The organism is Pectobacterium brasiliense (genome assembly GCF_013449685.1).
GTDB classification, from domain to species: domain Bacteria; phylum Pseudomonadota; class Gammaproteobacteria; order Enterobacterales; family Enterobacteriaceae; genus Pectobacterium; species Pectobacterium brasiliense_A.
The window spans coordinates 1-21,959 of record NZ_JACDSF010000021.1; the positions used below are offsets into that span (position 1 = coordinate 1).

General features: G+C 50.7%; 21 protein-coding genes and 1 pseudogene. 14 read left to right on the forward strand and 8 right to left on the reverse strand.

Annotation, left to right across the window (positions count from 1 at the left end; translation table 11 throughout):
• The first annotated feature begins 206 nt into the window (after positions 1-206).
• From H0248_RS10280 to coaD, 5 genes and pseudogenes are all read left to right on the forward strand, one after another.
• Entirely contained in the window at positions 207-1,190 is a 984-nt protein-coding gene (locus H0248_RS10280) for a hypothetical protein (protein ID WP_110163105.1), read from the forward strand.
• A 99-nt stretch (positions 1,191-1,289) separates the two neighbouring features.
• A pseudogene (locus H0248_RS10285) lies at positions 1,290-2,209 on the forward strand (transposase).
• Between the two features lie 53 nt (positions 2,210-2,262).
• Positions 2,263-3,189, forward strand: a complete 927-nt coding sequence (locus H0248_RS10290; RefSeq protein ID WP_110163106.1) for a WavQ — start codon at positions 2,263-2,265, stop codon at positions 3,187-3,189.
• A 297-nt stretch (positions 3,190-3,486) separates the two neighbouring features.
• A complete protein-coding gene (gene waaA, locus H0248_RS10295; RefSeq protein WP_180785866.1) occupies positions 3,487-4,764 on the forward strand; it encodes a lipid IV(A) 3-deoxy-D-manno-octulosonic acid transferase in 1,278 nt (425 codons plus the stop codon).
• Positions 4,765-4,803: 39 nt separating this feature from the next.
• Entirely contained in the window at positions 4,804-5,292 is a 489-nt protein-coding gene (coaD, locus tag H0248_RS10300; RefSeq protein ID WP_180785884.1) for a pantetheine-phosphate adenylyltransferase, read from the forward strand.
• A 5-nt stretch (positions 5,293-5,297) separates the two neighbouring features.
• On the opposite strand, the gene H0248_RS10305 is transcribed toward coaD, so the two are convergent.
• From H0248_RS10305 to radC, 6 genes are all read right to left on the reverse strand, one after another.
• Positions 5,298-6,287, reverse strand: coding sequence for a glycosyltransferase (locus H0248_RS10305; protein WP_180785867.1), 990 nt, complete (start codon positions 6,285-6,287; stop codon positions 5,298-5,300).
• A 56-nt stretch (positions 6,288-6,343) separates the two neighbouring features.
• Positions 6,344-7,153 carry a bifunctional DNA-formamidopyrimidine glycosylase/DNA-(apurinic or apyrimidinic site) lyase gene (mutM, locus tag H0248_RS10310; RefSeq protein ID WP_180785868.1) on the reverse strand — a complete coding sequence of 270 codons (810 nt, stop codon included), beginning with the start codon at positions 7,151-7,153 and terminating at the stop codon, positions 6,344-6,346.
• Positions 7,154-7,180: 27 nt separating this feature from the next.
• Positions 7,181-8,554, reverse strand: a complete 1,374-nt coding sequence (locus tag H0248_RS10315; RefSeq protein ID WP_180785869.1) for a DUF6880 family protein — start codon at positions 8,552-8,554, stop codon at positions 7,181-7,183.
• Between the two features lie 137 nt (positions 8,555-8,691).
• Complete coding sequence (rpmG, locus tag H0248_RS10320) at positions 8,692-8,859, reverse strand: 50S ribosomal protein L33 (RefSeq protein ID WP_002208990.1); 168 nt, start codon at positions 8,857-8,859, stop codon at positions 8,692-8,694.
• A gap of 11 nt (positions 8,860-8,870) precedes the next feature.
• Positions 8,871-9,107: a 50S ribosomal protein L28 gene (gene rpmB / locus H0248_RS10325; RefSeq protein ID WP_005967968.1), complete on the reverse strand. Its 237-nt coding sequence runs from the start codon at positions 9,105-9,107 to the stop codon at positions 8,871-8,873.
• Between the two features lie 237 nt (positions 9,108-9,344).
• Positions 9,345-10,010: a RadC family protein gene (gene radC / locus H0248_RS10330; protein WP_180785870.1), complete on the reverse strand. Its 666-nt coding sequence runs from the start codon at positions 10,008-10,010 to the stop codon at positions 9,345-9,347.
• 153 nt (positions 10,011-10,163) lie between these two features.
• Here radC and coaBC point away from each other — a divergent pair, with 153 nt between their 5' ends.
• The 3 genes from coaBC (at position 10,164) to slmA (ending at position 12,598) form a co-directional block, all read left to right on the forward strand.
• Positions 10,164-11,441, forward strand: coding sequence for a bifunctional phosphopantothenoylcysteine decarboxylase/phosphopantothenate--cysteine ligase CoaBC (coaBC, locus tag H0248_RS10335; protein WP_374705267.1), 1,278 nt, complete (start codon positions 10,164-10,166; stop codon positions 11,439-11,441).
• Complete coding sequence (gene dut, locus H0248_RS10340; protein ID WP_010285710.1) at positions 11,419-11,877, forward strand: dUTP diphosphatase; 459 nt, start codon at positions 11,419-11,421, stop codon at positions 11,875-11,877. Before coaBC ends, dut begins: the two co-directional genes overlap by 23 nt.
• Positions 11,878-12,001: 124 nt before the next feature.
• Entirely contained in the window at positions 12,002-12,598 is a 597-nt protein-coding gene (gene slmA / locus H0248_RS10345) for a nucleoid occlusion factor SlmA (RefSeq protein ID WP_005967978.1), read from the forward strand.
• A gap of 226 nt (positions 12,599-12,824) precedes the next feature.
• Here the strand turns inward: slmA and pyrE are convergent, their stop codons facing one another.
• Together pyrE and rph are read right to left on the reverse strand one after the other, a co-directional pair.
• The gene (pyrE, locus tag H0248_RS10350; protein ID WP_039364082.1) at positions 12,825-13,466 is read right to left on the reverse strand and encodes an orotate phosphoribosyltransferase; all 642 of its coding nucleotides are present in this window, start codon (positions 13,464-13,466) and stop codon (positions 12,825-12,827) included.
• A gap of 104 nt (positions 13,467-13,570) precedes the next feature.
• Positions 13,571-14,287, reverse strand: coding sequence for a ribonuclease PH (gene rph / locus H0248_RS10355; protein WP_014913743.1), 717 nt, complete (start codon positions 14,285-14,287; stop codon positions 13,571-13,573).
• 204 nt (positions 14,288-14,491) lie between these two features.
• On the opposite strand from rph, the gene ycjG reads away from it, so the two are divergent.
• The 6 genes from ycjG to H0248_RS10385 all read left to right on the forward strand — a co-directional run bounded on the left by ycjG (position 14,492) and on the right by H0248_RS10385 (position 21,958).
• Positions 14,492-15,457: an L-Ala-D/L-Glu epimerase gene (ycjG, locus tag H0248_RS10360; RefSeq protein ID WP_180785886.1), complete on the forward strand. Its 966-nt coding sequence runs from the start codon at positions 14,492-14,494 to the stop codon at positions 15,455-15,457.
• Positions 15,458-15,500: 43 nt separating this feature from the next.
• Complete coding sequence (locus tag H0248_RS10365) at positions 15,501-17,372, forward strand: ABC transporter ATP-binding protein (RefSeq protein ID WP_029368282.1); 1,872 nt, start codon at positions 15,501-15,503, stop codon at positions 17,370-17,372.
• 88 nt (positions 17,373-17,460) lie between these two features.
• On the forward strand, positions 17,461-19,002 hold the full coding sequence (locus H0248_RS10370) for a glutathione ABC transporter substrate-binding protein (protein WP_180785871.1): 1,542 nt from the start codon (positions 17,461-17,463) through the stop codon (positions 19,000-19,002).
• Positions 19,003-19,020: 18 nt separating this feature from the next.
• The gene (locus H0248_RS10375) at positions 19,021-19,941 is read left to right on the forward strand and encodes an ABC transporter permease (protein WP_014913740.1); all 921 of its coding nucleotides are present in this window, start codon (positions 19,021-19,023) and stop codon (positions 19,939-19,941) included.
• An 8-nt stretch (positions 19,942-19,949) separates the two neighbouring features.
• Positions 19,950-20,849, forward strand: a complete 900-nt coding sequence (locus tag H0248_RS10380; RefSeq protein WP_180785872.1) for an ABC transporter permease subunit — start codon at positions 19,950-19,952, stop codon at positions 20,847-20,849.
• A gap of 8 nt (positions 20,850-20,857) precedes the next feature.
• The gene (locus H0248_RS10385) at positions 20,858-21,958 is read left to right on the forward strand and encodes a DmpA family aminopeptidase (RefSeq protein WP_374705268.1); all 1,101 of its coding nucleotides are present in this window, start codon (positions 20,858-20,860) and stop codon (positions 21,956-21,958) included.
• Position 21,959 lies beyond the last annotated feature (1 nt).

Sequence of the window (21,959 nt, forward strand, 5' to 3'; positions counted from 1 at the left end):
AAAATCGTCGTATCGCGACACGCTCGGAAAAAACAGCCAGAAACTACCTGAGATAGGATAGGATCTAAAAAAATATAAAAAATTCAAACCCATATGACTAACGAAATAAAAATACAACACTAAATCACGTTTGCATTTATGCAAATAAAATTCACACTACAGACTATATTTATGATAACGTCATATTATACAATAGAGAATAGTATATGAAAATATATTTCGTAGAATGGAATGCAAGTTATGAAAATTTAATGATTGATTCTTTAAAAGATAAATTTGAAATTATCGGATTACACAAATTAACACGACACTATAATAAAATTAACAAATATCTTTTAAAGAATAACATAAGCAATTATTGGCTTTCAAAAATTCATGCAGGGATAAAATTAAAAAAAATAAAAAATGAAGATTTATTTATTTGCAATGGTTTCAGTGTGTTAGGTATCATTGACATGGTTAAAACTATAGAGTGTAATAAGATATTAATCTTAAGAGATACAATAGAAAAATTAAACCATGAAATGAAAATCAATAAAAAATGGTTAAGAGAAAATGAAGATTATATAGCACGGGTTAAGCCACACTTTAGTCATATTTATAGTTTTGATATAAATGATTGTAAGAAGTATGACCTTATATATTTACCTCAATTTTTACCATATCAATACAATGAAATGATAAAAATATCATTAAAAAACAAAATTAGTAGTAGTAGTAAAAGCTGTTATTTTATTGGCATGTATAACTCACATAGACAAAAGGTAATAGAGAATGTTTATACGTTAATGCAAAAAAATTATTTTGATACAAATTTTCATCTTATTGACAAAGAAAAAAAGGCAAAAAACTACCCTGAGTTTTGTAAAAACATTCCCCTAACTTATTGTGAAAATATAGAGACATTGCAGAAATCAGATATAATATTAGAAATTAATAATATATCTCAAGAAGGTATAACCCTACGATCAATTGAGTGTTTGATTTTTAATAAAAAGCTTATTACAACCAATAAGGCCATAAAAAAATCTGATTTTTATCATCCAAATAGAATTTTTATATTAGATGAAGATGATCCTTTACGTATCCCGAGCTTTTTGCTAAACGAATCACCTCCAGTTGAAAATGAATTATTAAAAAAATATAGTTCAGATACTATGTTAGAAACCATCTTAAAAAATTATAAATAATAATCTCAAAACACAATTACAATATATTTTCTGAATTAAATTAATAATTATTATACTCGTAATCACTGAAGATGCTTGATTTTACCCAGCATAGAGACCATGTTCTCCGTTGTAAAAATATTTATTACCGACGAACAGAAAGCTGAACTTGAACACCTTCATGACACAACTCTTAATGGCCATGTTCGTGAGCGCATCAAAGCTGTCCTTCTTGCCTCCGAAGGCTGTACCTCGGCCATGATTGCGCATGCACGAAACGACGGTAAACCAGCACATCAACGATTAAGTCAATACACATAAACTCAAGCCTGAAAATGGCGGGCCTGCAAATCGCCTTGATTTCTAAAAAAATACATTTTAATCAGCCTGTTATATGAACATTTATTCCATCATACCCACGAAATAGTGACGTATGCCGAACAGCATTGCGCTATCCAGTTCAGTATTCTCGGTATGAACAAGTGGCTGCATCGCCAAGGTTTTACCTACAAAAAACTGGCAGGCATACTGCATAAATTCGACGAGGAAAGGCAGAAGCAGTTCATTGAATCTTATGAAGATTTAAAGAAAACGGCGGGAAGCCGAACTTGGCTGAATATTTTGGGTGCGCTGAATCTGAACGATATTGGCAGCACGATCATTCATGATTACAAAACGATTAATGACTACAACATTGCCCGCTTTTTCATTGAGATACACAAACATTATCCCGATTACCGACAAAGAATTCATGTCATTCTGGACGGAGCGGGTTATCACTGAACGCAGTTGATTAAAGACAGGGCGTGCATAGTGAATATAGAACTTCACTATTTACCACCATACAGCCCGAACCTGAACGCAATAAACGGTTGTGGAAAGTGATGAACGAGTATACATGGAATAATCGCTATTTTGAAAAAACGCGCGAATTTCGGGATGCGATATTCAATTTTTTCTCAAACACGCTACCAGAAATAGCGGACTCACTGGCGTCCAGAATTAACGATCGTTTTCAGGAGGTCAAACCTGCGTCTTGAGGTTTATTGGGTATATAATCTAATAGATTCCTTTAATTTTATTGGTATAAAAAATGATGATTTTTATTTATGCTCCAAGCTATGATATGAATAATGGTGGTACAGTAGTACTTCATAGATTATGTCATATATTGAATGAGATAGGTGGATGTGAGTCATATCTCATCAAGACATCATCACACAAGCATAAAAGATCTTTTTTTAGATATTTCATGAAAAAACATTTTCGCTTTAAAAATAAAAATAATTACAAAACAAACATTAACTGGAATACTCCTATTTGGGATAAATATAATTATCCCAAGGACAGTGTCATAATATATCCTGAAATAATCAACGGCAATCCATTAGGAATAAAAAATGTGGTGCGCTGGTTTCTACACCAGCCTGGATTCCACACAAACGAGGTTAGTTATTCATCTGGTGAGTTATATTTTAAGTTTAACTCGGCTATTAATGATTTTTATTATCCCTGTTCAAAAACCTCATCAAATGAAATGAAAGTAATCTATTACCCTATTGATATTTACAACAAAAAAAACGATCACAGCAAAACTCACAACAGAGACATCCCATCATGTCATATGATAAGAAAAGGAACGCACAAAAAGCACATACACAGTGAACAATCCATATCTTTAGATGGGCTAGAGCATGAAGAGATTGCCGATATATTCATAAGATCGAGAAAATTCTTTTGTTATGACGATTATACGGCTTATTCTATATTCGCGGTATTGTCTGGCTGCGAATCAATTGTTATACCAGATGAAGAAACAAGCATTGATGATTGGTATCCCAACATTGAAGATCGATACGGCATTGCCTATGGCTTGAGTGACGAACAAAGAGAATGGGCATTCAAGACCAAACATAAGGTTTTAGAACACATTATTAACGAGCACAAAAAATCTCAACGAAACGTTGAGATTTGCCTGGAAGAAATTATTCAATATTTCAACCTAAAACGGAAAAAATAAAAAAAGAAAACTCTATTCCATATCCCCCATTTTTTTTGGATAGACATCACATTTTTATCGATACCTTCGTAAGTGAAACTATGGCATAAGTGAAACTATGGCAATAGCAAAAAAACCTGGAAGTAAGCTCACAAAGTGATAACAATTCTGTTTTTGTTGCGAACAGCAAATTCATTCCATATCTGAGATAATGGGAAAAAGTCACGAGCGTAAAAAATTGACGTAAACCATTATCATAGCCTTATCCTCACGAACCCGATAAAATCATCCCAGCGATAACCAATAACAGTAGACCTTATGTTACAAACTCTCTACACCATCATCCTGTACCTCATCCAGCCGTTGATTTGGCTTCGCCTGTGGCTTCGTGGCCGTAAGGCTCCTGCCTATCGTCGGCGCTGGGGTGAACGTTACGGCTTTTGTGCAGAGAAGGTTAAACCAGACGGTATCATGCTGCATTCGGTGTCGGTGGGGGAAACGCTGGCCGCCATTCCTTTAGTGAGAGCGCTGCGCCATCGTTACCCCAATCTGCCGATCACAGTCACCACCATGACGCCAACCGGTTCGGAGCGCGTGCGTTCAGCGTTTGGCGACACGGTCTATCACGTTTATCTGCCTTATGATTTACCCTGTGCCCTGAAGCGTTTTTTTGACCAGGTTCGTCCAAAAATCGTCATTATTATGGAAACCGAGCTGTGGCCAAATCTGATCGCGGAACTGCATAAACGCGACATTCCGTTGGTTATTGCCAATGCCCGACTGTCCGAACGCTCTGCGGCGGGTTACAAAAAGATCGGCAAACTGATGCGCCATATCTTGCAGCGCATTACCCTCGTCGCTGCACAGAATCAGGAAGATGGTAATCGATTTATCGATCTTGGTCTGAGGCGCTCCAGCCTGAAAGTGACTGGCAGCCTTAAATTTGATATTTCCGTGACGCCAGAACTGGCAGCACGAGCCATTACATTGCGTCGACAATGGGCGCCACACCGTCCGGTATGGATAGCCACCAGTACGCACGAAGGTGAAGAAGCGATCGTTCTGGCCGCTCACCGACAGTTGCTTGCCACCTACCCTGATTTATTATTGATTCTTGTACCTCGCCACCCAGAACGTTTCTCCACCACGCAGGCGTTAGCAGAAAATTTGGGATTCACCTACACGCTGCGCAGCAGTGGTGAACAGCCTCCTGCAAACACGCAGGTGGTTATCGGGGATACCATGGGCGAGCTGATGCTGTTGTACGGCATTGCCGATTTAGCGTTTGTCGGTGGAAGCTTAGTTGAACGAGGCGGGCATAATCCGCTAGAAGCGGCAGCGCATGCTATCCCAGTATTGATGGGGCCACACACGTTCAATTTTAAAGACATCTGCAACAAACTCGATCAAGCTGACGGTTTGATTACCGTGACCGATGCAGAGTCACTTGGAAGAGAAGTGGGAAAACTGCTCGCTGACGAAGACTATCGCCTCTACTATGGTCGACACGCCGTGGAAGTGTTACACCAAAATCAGGGTGCACTACAGATGCTGCTTACGCTACTGGAACCTTATTTACCCCAGCGGACACAGTAAAGCAGCCGCTACCGAGACAGTAAATGAAGGGCTGATGTGATGACAACTAAAGCGATTTATCCTGGAACGTTTGATCCACTAACCAATGGTCATTTGGATCTGTTGACGCGTGCATCACGACTGTTCGACCATGTGGTGCTGGCCATCGCTGCCAGCCCGAGCAAACATACACTTTTCACTCTGGATGAACGCGTGGCGCTGGCAAAGGGTGCGACGCAGCATTTATCCAACGTCGACGTAGTCGGTTTCAGCGATCTTATGGTGCACTTCGCACAACAGCAAGAAGCCAATATTCTTGTGCGGGGTTTGCGAGCCGTTGCCGATTTCGAATATGAACTCCAGCTCGCAAAAATGAATCACCACCTGATGCCTACTCTCGAAAGCGTGTTCCTGATGCCATCAGAAGAGTGGTCGTTTATTTCATCTTCTCTGGTCAAAGAAGTGGCTCGTCACGGCGGTGACGTATCGCATTTCTTACCCGATACTATCGTTAGTGCCTTACAGGACAAGCTATCAAAGAAGATGTAGAGGAATTATTTTTTCTTTGAATATAGATAAACCGTAAAATAAAAACGCAGGGCATACCAAAAATCATTAAATGACGTCATTCCCTTGAATAAATTTCCGCCAATGCCCGTCACGATAAATTTTTCAGCTATCTGCTGCCGAACATCAGGCAATGATATCTTTTTACGCAAAAGCCCAAATAAATGGCGACTCTCTCGATTGGCATGACGAATTAACGCTTTATTTAAAGCAACGTTATCTTTGTTCTGAGCTGCGAGAGAAATCAGCCCCTGCATGATATCAATATAGCTGTTTGCTCTGCGGGCTATTTTCTCAATTGATGATGACTTTGTGATTGAATGCGTATTACCAACGCGATAACCATAACTCATCTTTTCACAGAAACCGACTCGCTTGGTTACCAGCGCTAAATTCGCCGTCCATAGAATGTCTTCATGCATCATATCTGGAATAAAACTTAAATTGTTCAATGAGATAATATTGCGACGTATGAGCTGCAACCAGGCAAAGTGGCACCATTCATTATGTTTTACACCCCGAATAATCCATTCATCGCCGCTGATTACCTCACCCCATGGCTGCTGCGTCTGAATAGGTTTTTTTACTTCTTGCTCCGGATTTTCATTAAACTTGAAGCCATTACCTATCAAAAGATCGAGGCGTTGTTCCTTAGCTTTTTCGAGCCACGCTGATAGCGTATCTTTTTCCAACCAGTCATCACCATCAACAAATGCAATCCACTCTCCATTCGCGTGCCGAATCCCTGTATTTCTCGCTTCCGACAATCCTTTATTTTCCTGGCTTACAACAATCAAATTCGTAGCCGATTTGCCTATCTCATTCAATTGCACAAGGCTGCCATCGGTGGAACCATCATTGACTGCAATAATTTCAAAAGAGACATTATCCTGAGCAAGCAACGATGAAAAAAGAGGCTGAATAAACTCTTCGCAGTTATATATCGGAACAATGACGCTGATATCCACACGACTCATAATGCCCTCTGAAAATTTTTATATTTAGGCTATAACACTGAAAAAGAAAAATAGGATTACTTCTGACAGCGGCGACAGAAAAATGTGCTGCGCTGTCCATGCTTCGCGGTTTCGATCAATGTTCCGCATGTCCGACAAGGTTCACCGTTGCGGCCATAGACTCGCAGCTCCTGCGCGAAATACCCGGGTTTACCGTCTGATTGCAAAAAGTCACGCAGTGTTGTGCCCCCCTGCTCAATCGAAAGCTGTAGCACCTGTTTAATCACGCCCACCAATACGGTTGCGTCATTTTCATTTAGCGATCCAGCAGCTCTGTCAGGATGGATACCCGCAGCAAACAGCGATTCGCTCGCGTAAATATTGCCTACGCCAACGACGACTTTGTTATCCATAATCCATTGTTTGATTGCCGTCTTTTTACCACGTGATGCCTGATAAAGATAATCGGCAGAGAATTCCGCCTCTAACGGCTCAGGGCCCAAGTGCGCCAATACAGAACAAGTTTCAGGATTATCCGTCCACAGCCAGGCACCAAAACGCCGGGGATCGGTGTAACGCAGCACCTTACCGCTGTCCATCACCAAATCAACATGGTCGTGCTTCTCCGGCTCGCTATATTCCGGTAACACCCGCAGGCTGCCAGACATGCCAAGATGCACAATAAGCCAGCCACGCGTGAGTTCAATTAGCAGATATTTTGCCCGCCGACGCACACTGAGCACCGGCTCATCGCTCAGCGAAAGAATCTCAGCCGATACCGGCCAGCGCAAACGCGTGTTCCTCACTTCCGCATAAAGGATGGTGTGATCGACGAGATACGGTGAAATCCCCCGACGACTGGTTTCAACCTCAGGTAATTCAGGCATATCTTATCTCCTTAGAAAGGACACACATTATTGCAAACGCTGCCAGAATGAATATTTCCGGCCATGTTGCTGCTTAAGCTGTGCCTGATAATCCGTCCACGCCAATAACGGCGCGTAATCCGCAACTTGTGAGTCTAGAGCATCCAATTCGCGATAATAATTTGCAGCATGATCGTAGGCCTTACTCCGGCCAGCAGATAAAATATCGTTGAGTAGCAGACGATAACAAATCACTTCAGCTAAAGGGCATTCCGCATCATGAAATTGATTTGCCCAACCCAACAATACACCGAAGAAGACATTGAGTGACTCCCAATGAGCAAGCAGTTGTGCTGATGCTTGCCCATAATCATTCAGTGCCAACAGTGTATCAATTCTGGACGGAACATCTCCCATCGCCAACGCATGGGTAGCCGCCTGATTCTGTAACGTTTCTCGTTCCGTCTCATCTTGCAAGACGGCAAGCAGTGCTTGTAGCCGAGTATAATCAGGACGTTGCTGATAAGCTTCACGCCGTAACGTCAAGAGTGCGTCTTGATCGCCAAGTTGAACATAGGCTTTATCCAGCAATGCCCTGCGCTTTTCTTCGGCATGCCCCTCAAAAGGCTTTGATAACCATTTCAGTGCCGACTGTGCGTCATTGATCGACAGACAGAACTCCACAATGTGGAGCTTTTGCAATTCATTCGGCTTTGGGGAACCCAAGAGGATAGATCGCTCAAATAGGGCAACATCTTGCAGAGCTTGCGCCACCCCAGAAATACCGAGAGTGGCATGCGCAGCACGAAAGTTATATTCCTTGTGCGGTGCAGAGGCCAAGGCAGCAGCATATTCACGTTCAAAGTCCTGCGCCAGTTGCCGCAACTCTGGCTCGGTAAGTAACGTGCCACTTTGTGCAATCAAATCATCCCATGCGGCATAATCGTTCTCATCATGCCGTTTTTTTACCTCATCAGGCCAATTCCACGTCTTTCCACCTTGTGCTCGCCACTGGCTTGCGGCCTTAACCCATACCGAAAGCGCCGCCACATACGCCTCGCCAATAGCCCCATCGGAATCATCCACGCGCTCATAAACACGAACATGGGTGGACATCAGTGCGTCAATCAGTGCAAATGCTTTTTCCGGTGCGTCGTCGATCAGATAACCGATATCACCCACCAGTGCCTCAAGCTCCATAGCAAAGCCATGACTCTGATAATAATCAATAAATCGTTTACCACGAGCAATAGATGCAATACGTTCTTTCAGCGATTTTCCCTGCTTCACCGTATCCTGCCGATACAACAGCGTTTCAATACGCTGGTCTACCTTTGGATCTAAACCATAAATCGCTTCGATCAAAAGTAAGAGCTGCGTCTGTGGTGTCGCTAACAAAAGCTGGTGTAATGTCGAATCCATATTTTCATTACCGGATGGTTGTAGAAGCCAGAGCCCAGAAAATTGGCATAATGCAAAAAGGGATACAAGGGGAAGAATTAGAAAATAAGCTCGAAAAAAAACCCGACCAAGGCCGGGTTTTCATCAAGAAGCAGAAATTACTTAATTTTAGCTTCTTTGTAGAGAACGTGCTGACGGACAACTGGATCGAATTTCTTCAGTTCCAATTTTTCCGGCTTAGTACGCTTGTTCTTCGTAGTGGTATAGAAGTGACCAGTACCAGCAGAAGAAACCAGCTTGATCTTCTCGCGAACACCCTTAGCCATGATTCAGTTCCTTAATACTTTTCACCACGGGCACGCAGATCGGCCAGAACCGTCTCAATACCCTTCTTATCAATAACACGCATACCTTTAGCAGATACACGCAGTGTTACAAAGCGCTTCTCGCCTTCAACCCAAAAACGGTGTGAATGCAGGTTCGGCAGAAAACGGCGTTTGGTCGCATTCAGTGCGTGGGAACGGTTGTTCCCGGCCACCGGACGCTTGCCAGTAACTTGGCAGACTCGGGACATGTCTATTCTCCAAAAATCAAATCAGCTCGAGCTTCGTATAGGGTTTGGCCGCCTCGTCAGGCTTTAGAGCCCATCTCAGCAACTTCACTGAAAAGACTCTGTCATCAGGATAAACCTGCTGAGATAGGCTCTTAACGCCACACCCAAGATTCTCAAAGGTGGCGTAGTATACGCTCTGAAGCGTAAGTGCTCAAGTCCCGAACAGCTAAAGATCCCATTGGATCGCGGAAATATCTGTTAAATCCAGCCGCGTTCAGCAAAAGAAACGTATTCGCCATGCCCAATGACCAAATGATCGAGCACACGGATCTCCATTAACAGACAGGCTTTAACAATCTGTTCGGTTATCGCACGGTCAGCCTGACTCGGCTCCGCTTTTCCGGATGGATGATTATGCGCCAGTATTAACGCGGCAGCATTGGCTTTTAGCGCTTCACGCACGATCTCACGCGGGTGGACTTCCACGCTGTTAATCGTACCAACAAACATCTCCTGATGGCGAATAACGTGGTGCTGATTGTCTAAAAACAGGACTAAAAAGACCTCGCGTTCACGTCGAGACAATAGCAGTTGCAGATATTGTCGCGTTGCTTCTGGGTTTAGCATGGCATCTTCTTTCGCCAAGCGAGAGAAAAACAGCCGCCGCGACAGCTCTGCGATCGCCTTGATTTGCGTATATTTTGATATTCCTACCCCTCTGGCATGATGAAACGCGGACTGGTCAGCCGTCATCAACTGATATAACGACCCAAACTGCACCAACAAGCCCTCTGCCAACTGCATCACATGCACGCCTGGCAACCCAGTGCGTAAAAAAATCGCCAGCAATTCGGCATCTGTCAGCGATTCCGCCCCTAAGCGCACCAGCTTTTCACGCGGTGCCAATCCCTTTTCCCAGCCCATCACCTTCTCCCTATACCGCTCGACGGCATCATGTCACGCCCGTAAAAACCGGACGACACCAGCGATAAAAGGCTGCGAAGCGCTTCGCAATCTTCTTAGGGAAGCCACGGTAACCATCTTAAGATTCCTATCTGACTGCAAGGTTATGGTAAAATGGCGCATCTTCTGACTTTCAATCGGACCATGATGATGACGGAATTTTCCAGCCTGAATGCACTCTCCGGCAAACGAATCGTGCTGGGTATCAGCGGCGGCATCGCCGCGTATAAGTGCCCGGAACTGGTGCGACGCCTGCGTGATGGCGGAGCCGATGTACGCGTTGTCATGACCTCTGCAGCTAAAGCGTTCATCACGCCACTGACGCTGCAAGCCGTCTCCGGCTACCCAGTATCAGACGACCTGCTTGACCCCGCGGCGGAAGCCTCAATGGGTCACATCGAGTTGGGAAAATGGGCTGATTTAGTCATTCTCGCCCCAGCGACTGCCGATCTGATCGCACGCGTCGCTGCTGGCATGGCGAATGACCTGCTCACCACGATCTGTTTGGCGACATCCGCTCCCATCGCCGTTGTCCCTGCGATGAATCAGCAGATGTATCGCGCAGAGCCCACGCAGGACAACCTGCGCACGCTGGCCGCGCGTGGTTTACCGATCTGGGGGCCGGATAGCGGCAGTCAGGCGTGTGGCGACGTTGGACCAGGCCGCATGATCGACCCAATGGAGATTGTCGGGCTGGCGCAGCGTCATTTTTCTGCCATCAACGATCTGCAACATCTGAACATTCTGGTCACCGCTGGGCCGACGAGAGAAGCGCTGGATCCCGTTCGCTTTGTCACCAACCACAGCTCTGGGAAAATGGGCTTTGCTATCGCACAGGCCGCGGCTGCCCGTGGTGCGAATGTCACACTGGTAAGCGGCCCAGTGTCGCTCGTCACACCGCAGGGCGTCACACGTATCGATGTCGTTAGCGCGCTAGAGATGGAAAACGCGGTGATGGCACACGCGGCCCAGCAGCACATTGTTATCGGCTGCGCGGCGGTTGCCGACTACCGCGCCAAACATATCGCCGATGAGAAGATTAAAAAACAGAATCAGCAGGGCGATGAAATGACTCTCACCCTGGTCAAAAATCCGGATATTATCGCCGGTGTCGCCGCCATGACGAAAAATCGTCCTTATGTTGTCGGGTTTGCTGCCGAAACCCAGAATGTGGAAGAATACGCCCGACAAAAACTGGCGCGTAAAAAGTTGGATCTGATTTGCGCGAACAACGTCTCTCTTTCCGGGCATGGTTTTAACAGTGAAACCAATGCGTTACACCTCTTTTGGCAAGGTGGTGACACGCTGTTGCCGCAGTGCGACAAGCGTCTGCTTGGCCAAAAATTAATCGATGAGATTATCAGCCGTTATGATGAAAAAAATCGACGTTAAGATTGTTGACCCGCGCGTTGGGCAGCAATTTCCGTTACCGACCTATGCCACACCGGGTTCTGCTGGACTCGATCTGCGTGCCTGTCTGGATCAGGCGATTGAACTCAAAGCAGGGGAAACCACGCTTATTCCAACCGGGCTGGCGATTCACATTGCCGATACGGGGCTGGCGGCAGTTATCCTGCCCCGCTCCGGACTGGGCCACAAGCACGGCGTGGTGCTGGGGAATCTGGTGGGGCTGATTGATTCGGACTACCAGGGACAACTGATGGTTTCCGTCTGGAACCGTGGTCAACAAACGTTCACGGTTGAACCAGGCGAGCGCATCGCACAGATGGTTTTTGTGCCCGTCGTTCAGGCCGAATTTAATCTGGTCGAAGATTTCGTCGGCAGCGAACGTGGAGAAGGCGGCTTCGGCCACTCTGGCCGTAGCTAACGCGATCCAGCCACCCCATAGTGTAAAAATTCCTATAAGCCACAGCGCCGACTCAAACGGGAATGGCAACTGTGGTGCTAACGGGTGCTTGTCAGTCAAATATTTAGCAAGGGTCTTTTCAGACATGGCAGAAAAAGAAAATACGAAAAGGAATCGCCGCGAGGAAATTTTGCAGGCGCTGGCGCAGATGCTGGAATCCAGCGACGGTAGCCAACGTATCACCACGGCAAAACTGGCTGCGAACGTCGGCGTGTCCGAAGCGGCGCTCTACCGGCATTTCCCCAGTAAAACGCGGATGTTTGATAGCCTGATTGAATTTATTGAGGATAGCCTGACCACCCGCATTAACCTGATTCTGCAAGACGAAAAAGAAACGTTTAATCGTCTTCGTCTGATTTTGCTGCTTATTTTAGGGTTTGCGGAACGAAATCCGGGTCTGACTCGCATCATGACCGGCCATGCGCTGATGTTTGAACAGGATCGCTTGCAAGGGCGGATTAACCAGCTATTTGAGCGTATTGAATCGCAACTGCGTCAGGTGTTGCGCGAGCACAAGCTACGCGATGGCAAAGGTTTCCAGCATGATGAAACGCTGCTAGCCAGCCAACTATTAGCATTTTGCGAAGGGATGTTGTCGCGCTTCATTCGCTCTGAATTCCGCTATCGTCCGACGCAGGAATTCGACACCCGTTGGCCGCTGCTGGCTGCACAGCTGAACTAAACGCCGCTCTTCGAGATTAAAACCCGCCAGATATTCCTGCCGGGTCCGACCGTTGACAAACCTATTTGCCAAACGGAAACGGGGTAACGGAATAGAAGAGTAAAGCGTTTGCGCCAGGGATGGCGCAATCCGAGCTTACAGGGACGTACTTGTAGCGTCTTTACGATCTATCCGTTACTCCCGCTCTACAGGCTTTGTCAGCAACCTCGGGTTCCTGACTCACACGTTAAATCCCGTACTGCTCACGATAGGCTTTCACCGCATCCAGATGCGCTGCCATTTCTGGTTTTTCCGCTAGATAAGCAATCAAATCCGTTAGCGTAATAATCGAAATCACCTTGCACTGATAGTCGCGTTCCACTTCCTGAATCGCGGACAGGTCGGCGCGGCCGCGTTCCTGACGATCCAGCGCAATCATCACCCCCGCCAGCGTCGCCCCGTGTGCACCGATGATCTCCATCGATTCGCGAATCGCCGTCCCGGCCGTAATCACGTCATCCACCAGCATCACGCGGCCCTGTAATGGGCTGCCGACCAGACTGCCGCCCTCGCCATGGTCTTTGGCTTCTTTGCGGTTGAAACAGTACGGCAGGTCACGATCGTGATGTTCTGCCAGCGCGACAGCAGCGGTAGTCGCAATCGGAATGCCTTTGTAAGCTGGCCCGAACAGCAGATCGAACGCCACGCCAGAATCAACCAAGGCCTCCGCATAAAAACGCCCCAGTAAGGCCAGGTCACGCCCGGTATTAAACAGCCCGGCGTTAAAGAAATAGGGACTGATACGCCCAGATTTCAGGGTAAACTCGCCAAACTTCAATACCTGCTTGCTGAGTGCAAACTCAATAAACTGGCGCTGGTAGGCTTTCATTACGGCATCTCCTCGTCTTACGGGTTAATCACGTTATCGATCAGAATTAAAAATTGATCAGACATAAAAAAAGCGACCATCTGGTCGCTTATCGCTTTAACAAATCAATCGATTAAGGCCGCTTTCTGCGCCTGAACGATGGTATCAATTCCCCCTCGGGCTAGCGCCAGCAGGGTGAGCAATTCTTCGTGGCTGAACGGCTCGCCTTCGGCCGTCCCTTGCACTTCAATCATGCGACCGTCTTCGGTCATGACCACATTCATGTCGGTTTCCGCAGCGGAATCTTCCACGTATTCCAGATCGCACAGCGCTTCGCCGTTCACGATGCCGACGGACACCGCGGCGATCATGCCTTTCATCGGGTTCTTTTTCAGCTTACCCTTGGCAACCATCTGGTTCAGCGCATCGGCCAACGCCACGCAGGCACCGGTGATGGACGCCGTACGCGTGCCGCCGTCCGCCTGCAAGACATCACAGTCGAGCGTAATGGTGTATTCGCCGAGCACTTTCAGGTCGATTGCCGCACGCAGGGAACGCGCAATCAGGCGCTGAATCTCCAGTGTCCGACCACCCTGCTTACCTTTGGCGGCTTCACGCGAGTTACGGCTGTGCGTCGCACGCGGCAACATGCCGTATTCGGCGGTGACCCATCCTTGTCCCTGGCCTTTCAGAAAGCGCGGAACACCCTCTTCTACCGTGGCATTGCATAACACTTTGGTATCGCCAAATTCGACTAAAACGGAACCTTCAGCGTGTTTCGTGTAATGACGGGTGAATGTAAGGGGGCGTACTTGCTGTGCACTTCGGCCTGTTGGGCGCATGGCTCATCTCCGGTGGGTCAATGAAAACTGCCGCGCATTATACACGAAATCACTCACGTTGCGGGAAAGCGGCATCAGAAAGCCATACCTTGAACTTAGGGTATAACCTGAGGTTATACCCTACTGATGAACAAGTATTCGTCAGTGATGATGCATCATGAAATAGTCCATTCATCCCCTGAGCGTTGATGAGAGAAAATCATGATGCGGCATATGCAAATTGAAACGGTCAATCTGCCACTAGCCCGTCCTATGGCGGCTGAAAACGGGACGCGTCGTGCAGTTACCGTTATCCGCGTCGCGTTGGAAGAAAAAGGATTTATTGGACAAGGCGAATGTACGCCAGTCGCCCATTATGGCGAGTCCGCCGACAGCGTATGTCGCCAGCTCTCTGCGGTCCGTGAAGCAATAGAACACGGCCTGACCATCGAACAGCTCCAGAAAGATTTATCACCGGGTGCGGCCAGAAATGCGCTGGACTGCGCGCTGTGGCGGCTCAACACCGCCTTGGAAAAACAGACGCTGTGGCAGCGCGTTGGCATTCATCCCCCCACATCTGTGGTCTGTGCGCAAACGTTGGCGCTCGACAGCGTGGAGAGAATGGCCGCCGCCGCCTCCAATGCCGTTTCCCACGGCACTCTGCTGCTGAAAATCAAACTGGATCGCGAGCTGATTCTGGAGAAGGTCGCCGCCATTCGTGCCGCCGCGCCCAACGCCAGATTGATTATCGATGCGAGAGCGAGCTGGAGCGGGTTGGATTTACATAGCCTGTCTACCGCTCTGCTGCCTTATCAGGTCGCCATGATTGAGCAACCGCTTCCCGTCGGTAAGGACGAGGATTTACAGCGGTTTTCTCACCCGATTCCGATCTGCGCGGACGAAAGCTGCCGCCACAGCGGAGACATCGTCGGGCTGCGCCGTCGTTACGACATGATCAACATCAAGCTGGACAAATGTGGCGGGCTAACCGAAGCGCTGGCGATGGTGCGCGAAGCCCACTTTCACGGCCTGCGCATTATGGTCGGCTGCACGCTGGGCTCGTCAATGGCGATGGAAGCCGCCCTGCCCGTCGCCGTCGATGCCGAGCACGTCGATCTCGACGGCCCTATCTGGCTGGCCGCCGACAGTTCGCCTTATCTGACCTACAACCTTGGCCGAATTTGGCTATGACGCCATTAACCTCAGTAACCCTAAATCATCAACCGGAGTGACCATGACGGATATCATGCACGCGGGTGCCGCCACAGCACCCGGTAACGCCCCCAGGCCTGTACTGGAAATCGACGATCTGAGCGTCAGCTTTAGCGGCCGTTCCGGCACGCATCAGGCGCTAAAAGGCATTTCCTTTACCGTGAATAAAGGGGAAGTGGTCGCCGTGGTCGGCGAAAGTGGTTCAGGCAAGTCCGTAACCTCACTCGCCGTGATGGGGCTGCTGGCGGACTCTGCCAACATCGAACGTGGTGCGCTCCGTTTCACCGCACGCGACGGCAAGCAGCATGACCTGCTGAGCATGAAAGCGGAAGCGCGTCGTAAGCTGCGCGGCCGCGATCTCGCCATGATTTTTCAGGAGCCGATGACTTCGCTTAATCCGGTACTGAAAGTCGGCGATCAGCTCACCGAAGCGCTGCTTGACCACAAAATTTGCGATGCCGCGAGTGCGGACAAAAAAGCCCGTGAGCTACTGCACAAAGTGCGCATCGCAGACGTCGATCGCGTGATGAAAAGCTACCCGCACTCGCTGTCCGGCGGAATGCGCCAGCGTGTGATGATTGCACAGGCGCTGGCCTGCGATCCGCAGTTGTTGATTGCCGATGAACCGACCACCGCGCTGGACGTCACCGTGCAGGCTCGCATTCTGCAAATCCTGCGTGACCTGCAACAGCAGAGCGACATGTCTGTACTGTTTATCACTCATGATATGGGTGTAGTCGCGGAAATCGCCGACCGCGTGGTGGTGATGTACCGTGGCGAGATTGTAGAGCAAGGCACCGTCGAACAGATTTTTGCCGCACCGCAACATCCTTATACCCAGTCGCTGCTAGCCGCTGTACCGAAGCTGGGCGACATGCGCGATAGCCTCTGGCCAAAACGCTTTCCTTTACTGGGGCAAGCTGCCGATCCGGAAAACAGTGAACAGGTTACCGCCCGTTATGACGCCGAGCCGCTGTTGGATATTCGCGGGCTGAGCGTGTATTACCCGATGCGCAGCGGGATTTTATCCACCATCACTCACCACGTTCATGCGGTAGAGCAGATTGATTTCAACGTCTGGCCGGGCGAAACGCTGGCTATCGTCGGGGAAAGCGGCTGTGGCAAATCCACCACCGGACGCGCCCTGCTGCGTCTGGTACAGAGCCAAGCCGAAAGCATTCATTTTCAGGGCAACGAGATTTCCCAGATGAAAGAGCGGGATTTCCAGCCGCTGCGCCGGGAAATGCAGATGGTGTTTCAAGACCCGTACGCCTCGCTCAACCCGCGCCTGACGGTCGGCTTTACCATCGCCGAACCGCTGCTGCTGCACGGGCTGGTGAAATCGCTGGAAGAAGCGACACCGCAGGTGCAGGCGCTGTTAAAAAGTGTCGGCCTGCTGCCAGAGCATGCACGTCGTTATCCGCACGAGTTTTCCGGCGGACAGCGTCAGCGTATCGCGATTGCCCGCGCGATGGCGCTACAGCCACAGGTCATCATTGCTGACGAAGCCGTTTCGGCGCTCGATGTGTCGATTCAGGCGCAGGTCGTCAACCTGATGATGGATCTCCAGAAGAAAACCGGCGTGTCGTGGATTTTCATCTCGCACGATATGGCCGTTGTCGAGCGCATCGCGAACCGCGTCGCGGTGATGTACCTCGGCCAGATTGTGGAGATCGGCCCGCGCCAGTCGGTGTTTAACGATCCACAGCATCCGTATACCCGCCGCCTGTTGGCTTCGGTACCGATTGCCGATCCAACCCGCCGCGGCGCACGCCAGTTTGACGACAGCGAAATCCCCTCACCCTTGCGTAAAGCAGGCGAGGCCGTCGCCAAAACGCGCTACCGAGAGGTCGCGCCGCAGCACTGGGTCGCCGACAACGAATCGGCCGCCTGAAACACGATGCCATGACAATAAAACAGTCATAAAAAACAAAGTATTAACAAAACACAACACACGTTCATAGCTGACCAGGAGAGAAACCATGAAGCCATTTGTTCGCCGCTCTGCCGTTGCCCTCGGGCTCTCACTGTGTCTGGCGGCTGTCGCCCAGGCGCAAGACCTTCGCATTTCCATCTATGCCGATATCACCGGACTCGACCCGCACGATACCTCGGACACGCTGAGCTACTCCATTCAGAGCGGCATCTTCGAGCGTCTGTTCCAGTTCGATAATAAAATGAAGCTGGTGCCGCGTCTGGCGACGGGCTACACCAGTAACGACACCGCCACCGAGTTCGTCATTACGCTGCGCGAAGGCATCACCTTCCAGGACGGCGCGCCGTTTAACGCCGACGCCGTTAAAGCTAACCTCGACCGTCTGGCCGATCAGAGCAAAGGCTTAAAGCGCAACAGCCTGTTTAACATGGTGCAAAGCGTCACCGTGCTGTCGCCGACGCAGGTCAAAATCGAGCTGAACAAATCCTTCGGTGCCTTTGTGAATACGCTGGCGCACCCGTCTGCCGTCATGCACAGCCCGGAAGCGCTGAAGAAATACCCAGACGAAGCACAGCTGCGCGTGCATCCCGTCGGTACTGGCCCGTTCAAATTCACCGAATGGCAGCAGGGTAAAGACGTGAAGCTGGTGAAATTCGACAACTACTGGCAGAAAGGCTGGCCAAAAGTCGACAGCGTGACCTTCTACCCAACGCCGGAAGATTCCACCCGTGTGGCGTCACTGAAATCCGGTCAGGTCGATGCCGTGTATCCGCTGCCTTCCGATCTGATCGGCACCGTACAAAACGACAGCAAGCTGGCGATTCAGCGCGACCCGAGTATTTATCAATTCTGGCTGGCGATGAACAACCTGCGTCCACCGCTGAACGATATCCGCGTGCGTCAGGCGCTGAACTACGCCATCAACCGCGACATCTGGCTGAAAGTTGGCTTTGCAGGCATGGGCGTTCCTGCCTCTTCTGCGATGGCACCAGACGTGCAGTTCTTCGCACGCCAAACCTCGCCGAACTACACCTATAACCCAGAAAAAGCCAAGGCGCTGCTGAAAGAAGCGGGCTACGCCAACGGCCTGAGCCTGAAGCTGTGGACGACGAACCGTACCGACTACATCCGTAGCGCGCAGTTCTTCAAACAGCAGTTAGAGCAGGTCGGCATCAAGGTCACCGTTACCCCGATGGATTCCGGGATGCGTAACGCCAAGCTGTTTGGTGTTAAAGATCCGAAAGACGCCGAATTTGACCTGTTCTACAACGGCTGGTCTCCGTCTACCGGTGATGCTGACTGGGCACTGCGTCCGCTGTTCGCGACAGAGTCCTGGGTGCCGGTTGCGTATAACGTTTCCTACTACAGCAATCCGGTAACGGATAAAGCGATTACCGCTGGGCTGGCGACGGCCGATAACGACAAACGTGCTGCGGCTTATGCGGATGCACAGCGTCAGATTTGGCAAGATGCACCAGTGGTCTTCCTGGGCTCGCCGGACAACGTTGTCGGCAAAACCAAGAACCTCGACGGCGTCTACATGCTGGCTGATGGCTCACTGATCTTCGATCAGGCTGAATTTAAGTAATCGGTCAGGGAGAACGCCATGTTTGCTTATATCGTCCGACGTTTGCTGGAAATGATCCCGGTTCTGCTGGTGGTCTCCCTGTTAGTGTTCGGTTTTATAAAACTGCTGCCGGGTGACCCGGCACGTATTTACGCCGGTGCTGACGCGACCATTGAGGCGGTGGAAGCCGCTCGTCAGCAGTTAGGATTGAACGACCCGCTGCCGCAGCAGTATGTCCACTGGCTCGGCGGCCTGTTCAGCGGCGATCTGGGTGTGACATACCGCACCCAGCAGCCGGTTATCGACGTCATCAGCAAGAGTTTTATGCCCACCATGTGGCTGGCGCTGGCGGGCTTTGTCTGGTCGGTGCTGCTCGGCCTGCTGATCGGCGTGGTGTCCGCGCTCAAGCGTGGCAAATGGCAGGACTGGACGCTGATGAGCTTCGCGGTCGGCGGAATTTCCATGCCGCCGTTCTGGCTCGGCCTGTTGCTGATTCAGTTTGTCGCCATGCCGTTCGGCGTCTTTTCCGTCAGCGGCTTTAATCAACCCAGCGACATCATTCTGCCCGCACTGACGCTCGGGGCATCGGTAGCGGCCGTCATGGCACGCTTTACCCGCTCCGCGTTTCTGGAAGTCGCGCAGGAAGACTACGTCCGCACCGCTCGCTCCAAGGGGCTGCGCAATCGGCTGGTCACCTGGAAGCACGTGATGCGTAACGCGCTGATCCCAGTCATCACCATGCTGGGGCTGCAATTCGGCTTCCTGCTCGGTGGCTCCATTGTGGTCGAAAGCGTGTTTAGCTGGCCGGGTCTGGGCTGGCTGCTGATTGAATCAATCAAGACGCAGGATCAGCCGGTTATTCAGGCGCTGGTGATGCTGTTCGTGTTTGAATTTATTGTCATTAACCTGTTGGTCGACCTGCTGTACGCGGTGGTCAATCCGGCGATTCGCCTACGTTAGGAGACACGATGAACCTTCCTCCCGAACCCGTCATGGCCGTTGCCACGCTTGATGAAGAGACGATACGTTCGCCGTGGCGCGACTTCGTTCAGGTCTTTATCCGTAACCCGATGGCGCTGGTCTCCAGCGGCTTCGTCCTGCTATTGGTACTGGTCGCCATTTTCGCGCCCTGGCTGGCACCGTGGAACCCAATGGAGCCCGACTGGATGGCGCTGGCTTCACCGCCTTCAGCGGCGCACTGGATGGGCACCGACGATCTCGGGCGCGATGTGATGAGCCGTATCATCTACGGCGCACGCATCTCGCTATATATCGGCATTTTCTCCGTTACTCTCGGCATGTTGGTCGGCATCGTGCTCGGCCTGCTGGCAGGCTACTACGGCCGCTGGGTCGATACGCTGATCATGCGCGGTTCCGACGTGCTGTTCGCCTTTCCTGGCATGCTGCTGGCAATTGCGGTCGTCGCGATCCTCGGCCCCGGCCTGAATAACGTGATTATCGCCGTCGCGGTCTTCAGCGTACCGGTCTTCGCCCGCATCGTGCGTGCCTCTACGCTGTCGCTGAAACAGGCGGCCTATGTGGAAGCGGTACGCTGTGCCGGTGCGCCGGATCGCATCGTGCTGATGCGCCACATCCTGCCCGGCACGCTGCCTAACGTGATCGTCTATTTCACCATGCGTATCGGTACCAGCATCCTGACCGCGGCAGGCCTGAGCTTCATCGGCCTTGGCCCAGAGCCGGACGTACCGGAATGGGGCAATATTCTGGCAATGAGCCGTAGCCTGATGATGGCAGGTGCCTGGCACGTTAGCGTGTTCCCAGGTCTGGCGATCTTCTTCACCGTGCTGGCGTTTAACCTGCTTGGGGATGCGCTGCGTGATACGCTCGATCCCAAACTAAAAAGCTGAGGAAGGCGATGCGCGGCGATCACCCGATGAACGATTATCACCAACAGCAGCAGGCGCTGTTGCTACAACGCTGGAAAACGATGCGGCAGTTGGGTACGCCGCGCTCGGCTAGCGGACCGCATAACAGCATTAGCGATGTGGCAGGCGTGCGCGTCGGCCACTGCACATTGGCGGCAGGCGAAGTGCAAACCGGCGTCACGGCGATTGTGCCGCCCAGCGAGAACCTGTTCACCCAGCCTCTGCCCTGCGGCGCGGCGGTGCTGAACGGCTTCGCTAAACCCGTCGGACTGGTACAGATCAAGGAGTTGGGGCTGCTGCAAACGCCCATCCTGCTCAGCAATACGCTGGCAACTGGCACGTTGTTTACTACGCTGGTACGCGACGCCATTGCCCGCAATCCTGAACTGGGTCGCACGTTGCCGACGGTGAACCCGCTGGCGCTGGAGTGCAACGACGGCTGGCTGAACGACATTCAGGCGCTGGCGGTGACGGAACACATGGCGCGACAGGCGCTGGACAGTGCCGCAGACAGTTTCGCACGCGGCAGCGTCGGCGCTGGACGCGGGATGAGCTGCTTTAGCCTGAAAGGCGGCATCGGCACCGCATCGCGCCTGATTCCTGAATTGAATGCCACGCTCGGCGTGTTGGTGCTGGCAAACTTCGGCACGCTTTCCTCACTGACGCTGGACGGCGTGCAGATGGGCGACGCTATCGCGCCTATCCTGCCCGAGCTCGCACCGCAGCAGGACGCCGGATCGATCATCATTATCATGGCGACGGATGCCCCGCTTGATGCCCGCCAGCTCAAGCGTATCGCCAAGCGTGCCGGTGCAGGATTAGGCCGGCTCGGCAGCTATTGGGGACACGGTTCCGGCGATATCGCCGTCGCATTCTCCACCTGCCCGCAGCCGCAACCGCCGGAGGATGCGCAGCTTGAATCGCTGTTAAGCGCCGCCGCCGACGCCACCGAACACGCTGTACTCGACGCCATGCTTCAGGCAGACGCCGTGACTGGTTTTCGCGGCCATCATCGTCCGACGCTGCCACAGGCGTTGGACAGGCTGGCTGCGACTCTTTATCCATACGCAAATTCTCCCGTAGGAAACTGAT

Excerpts from the sequence above, each read along its gene's own strand:
- H0248_RS10280 (WP_110163105.1), top strand. The coding sequence starts at position 207 with ATGAAAATATATTTCGTAGAATGGAATGCAAGTTATGAAAATTTAATG.
- H0248_RS10290 (WP_110163106.1), top strand. The coding sequence starts at position 2,263 with ATGATGATTTTTATTTATGCTCCAAGCTATGATATGAATAATGGTGGT.
- waaA (WP_180785866.1), top strand. The coding sequence starts at position 3,487 with ATGTTACAAACTCTCTACACCATCATCCTGTACCTCATCCAGCCGTTG.
- coaD (WP_180785884.1), top strand. The coding sequence starts at position 4,804 with ATGACAACTAAAGCGATTTATCCTGGAACGTTTGATCCACTAACCAAT.
- H0248_RS10305 (WP_180785867.1), bottom strand. The coding sequence starts at position 6,287 with ATGAGTCGTGTGGATATCAGCGTCATTGTTCCGATATATAACTGCGAA.
- mutM (WP_180785868.1), bottom strand. The coding sequence starts at position 7,153 with ATGCCTGAATTACCTGAGGTTGAAACCAGTCGTCGGGGGATTTCACCG.
- H0248_RS10315 (WP_180785869.1), bottom strand. The coding sequence starts at position 8,554 with ATGGATTCGACATTACACCAGCTTTTGTTAGCGACACCACAGACGCAG.
- rpmG (WP_002208990.1), bottom strand. The coding sequence starts at position 8,859 with ATGGCTAAGGGTGTTCGCGAGAAGATCAAGCTGGTTTCTTCTGCTGGT.
- rpmB (WP_005967968.1), bottom strand. The coding sequence starts at position 9,107 with ATGTCCCGAGTCTGCCAAGTTACTGGCAAGCGTCCGGTGGCCGGGAAC.
- radC (WP_180785870.1), bottom strand. The coding sequence starts at position 10,010 with ATGGGCTGGGAAAAGGGATTGGCACCGCGTGAAAAGCTGGTGCGCTTA.
- coaBC (WP_374705267.1), top strand. The coding sequence starts at position 10,164 with ATGGCGCATCTTCTGACTTTCAATCGGACCATGATGATGACGGAATTT.
- dut (WP_010285710.1), top strand. The coding sequence starts at position 11,419 with ATGATGAAAAAAATCGACGTTAAGATTGTTGACCCGCGCGTTGGGCAG.
- slmA (WP_005967978.1), top strand. The coding sequence starts at position 12,002 with ATGGCAGAAAAAGAAAATACGAAAAGGAATCGCCGCGAGGAAATTTTG.
- pyrE (WP_039364082.1), bottom strand. The coding sequence starts at position 13,466 with ATGAAAGCCTACCAGCGCCAGTTTATTGAGTTTGCACTCAGCAAGCAG.
- rph (WP_014913743.1), bottom strand. The coding sequence starts at position 14,287 with ATGCGCCCAACAGGCCGAAGTGCACAGCAAGTACGCCCCCTTACATTC.
- ycjG (WP_180785886.1), top strand. The coding sequence starts at position 14,492 with ATGCGGCATATGCAAATTGAAACGGTCAATCTGCCACTAGCCCGTCCT.
- H0248_RS10365 (WP_029368282.1), top strand. The coding sequence starts at position 15,501 with ATGACGGATATCATGCACGCGGGTGCCGCCACAGCACCCGGTAACGCC.
- H0248_RS10370 (WP_180785871.1), top strand. The coding sequence starts at position 17,461 with ATGAAGCCATTTGTTCGCCGCTCTGCCGTTGCCCTCGGGCTCTCACTG.
- H0248_RS10375 (WP_014913740.1), top strand. The coding sequence starts at position 19,021 with ATGTTTGCTTATATCGTCCGACGTTTGCTGGAAATGATCCCGGTTCTG.
- H0248_RS10380 (WP_180785872.1), top strand. The coding sequence starts at position 19,950 with ATGAACCTTCCTCCCGAACCCGTCATGGCCGTTGCCACGCTTGATGAA.
- H0248_RS10385 (WP_374705268.1), top strand. The coding sequence starts at position 20,858 with ATGCGCGGCGATCACCCGATGAACGATTATCACCAACAGCAGCAGGCG.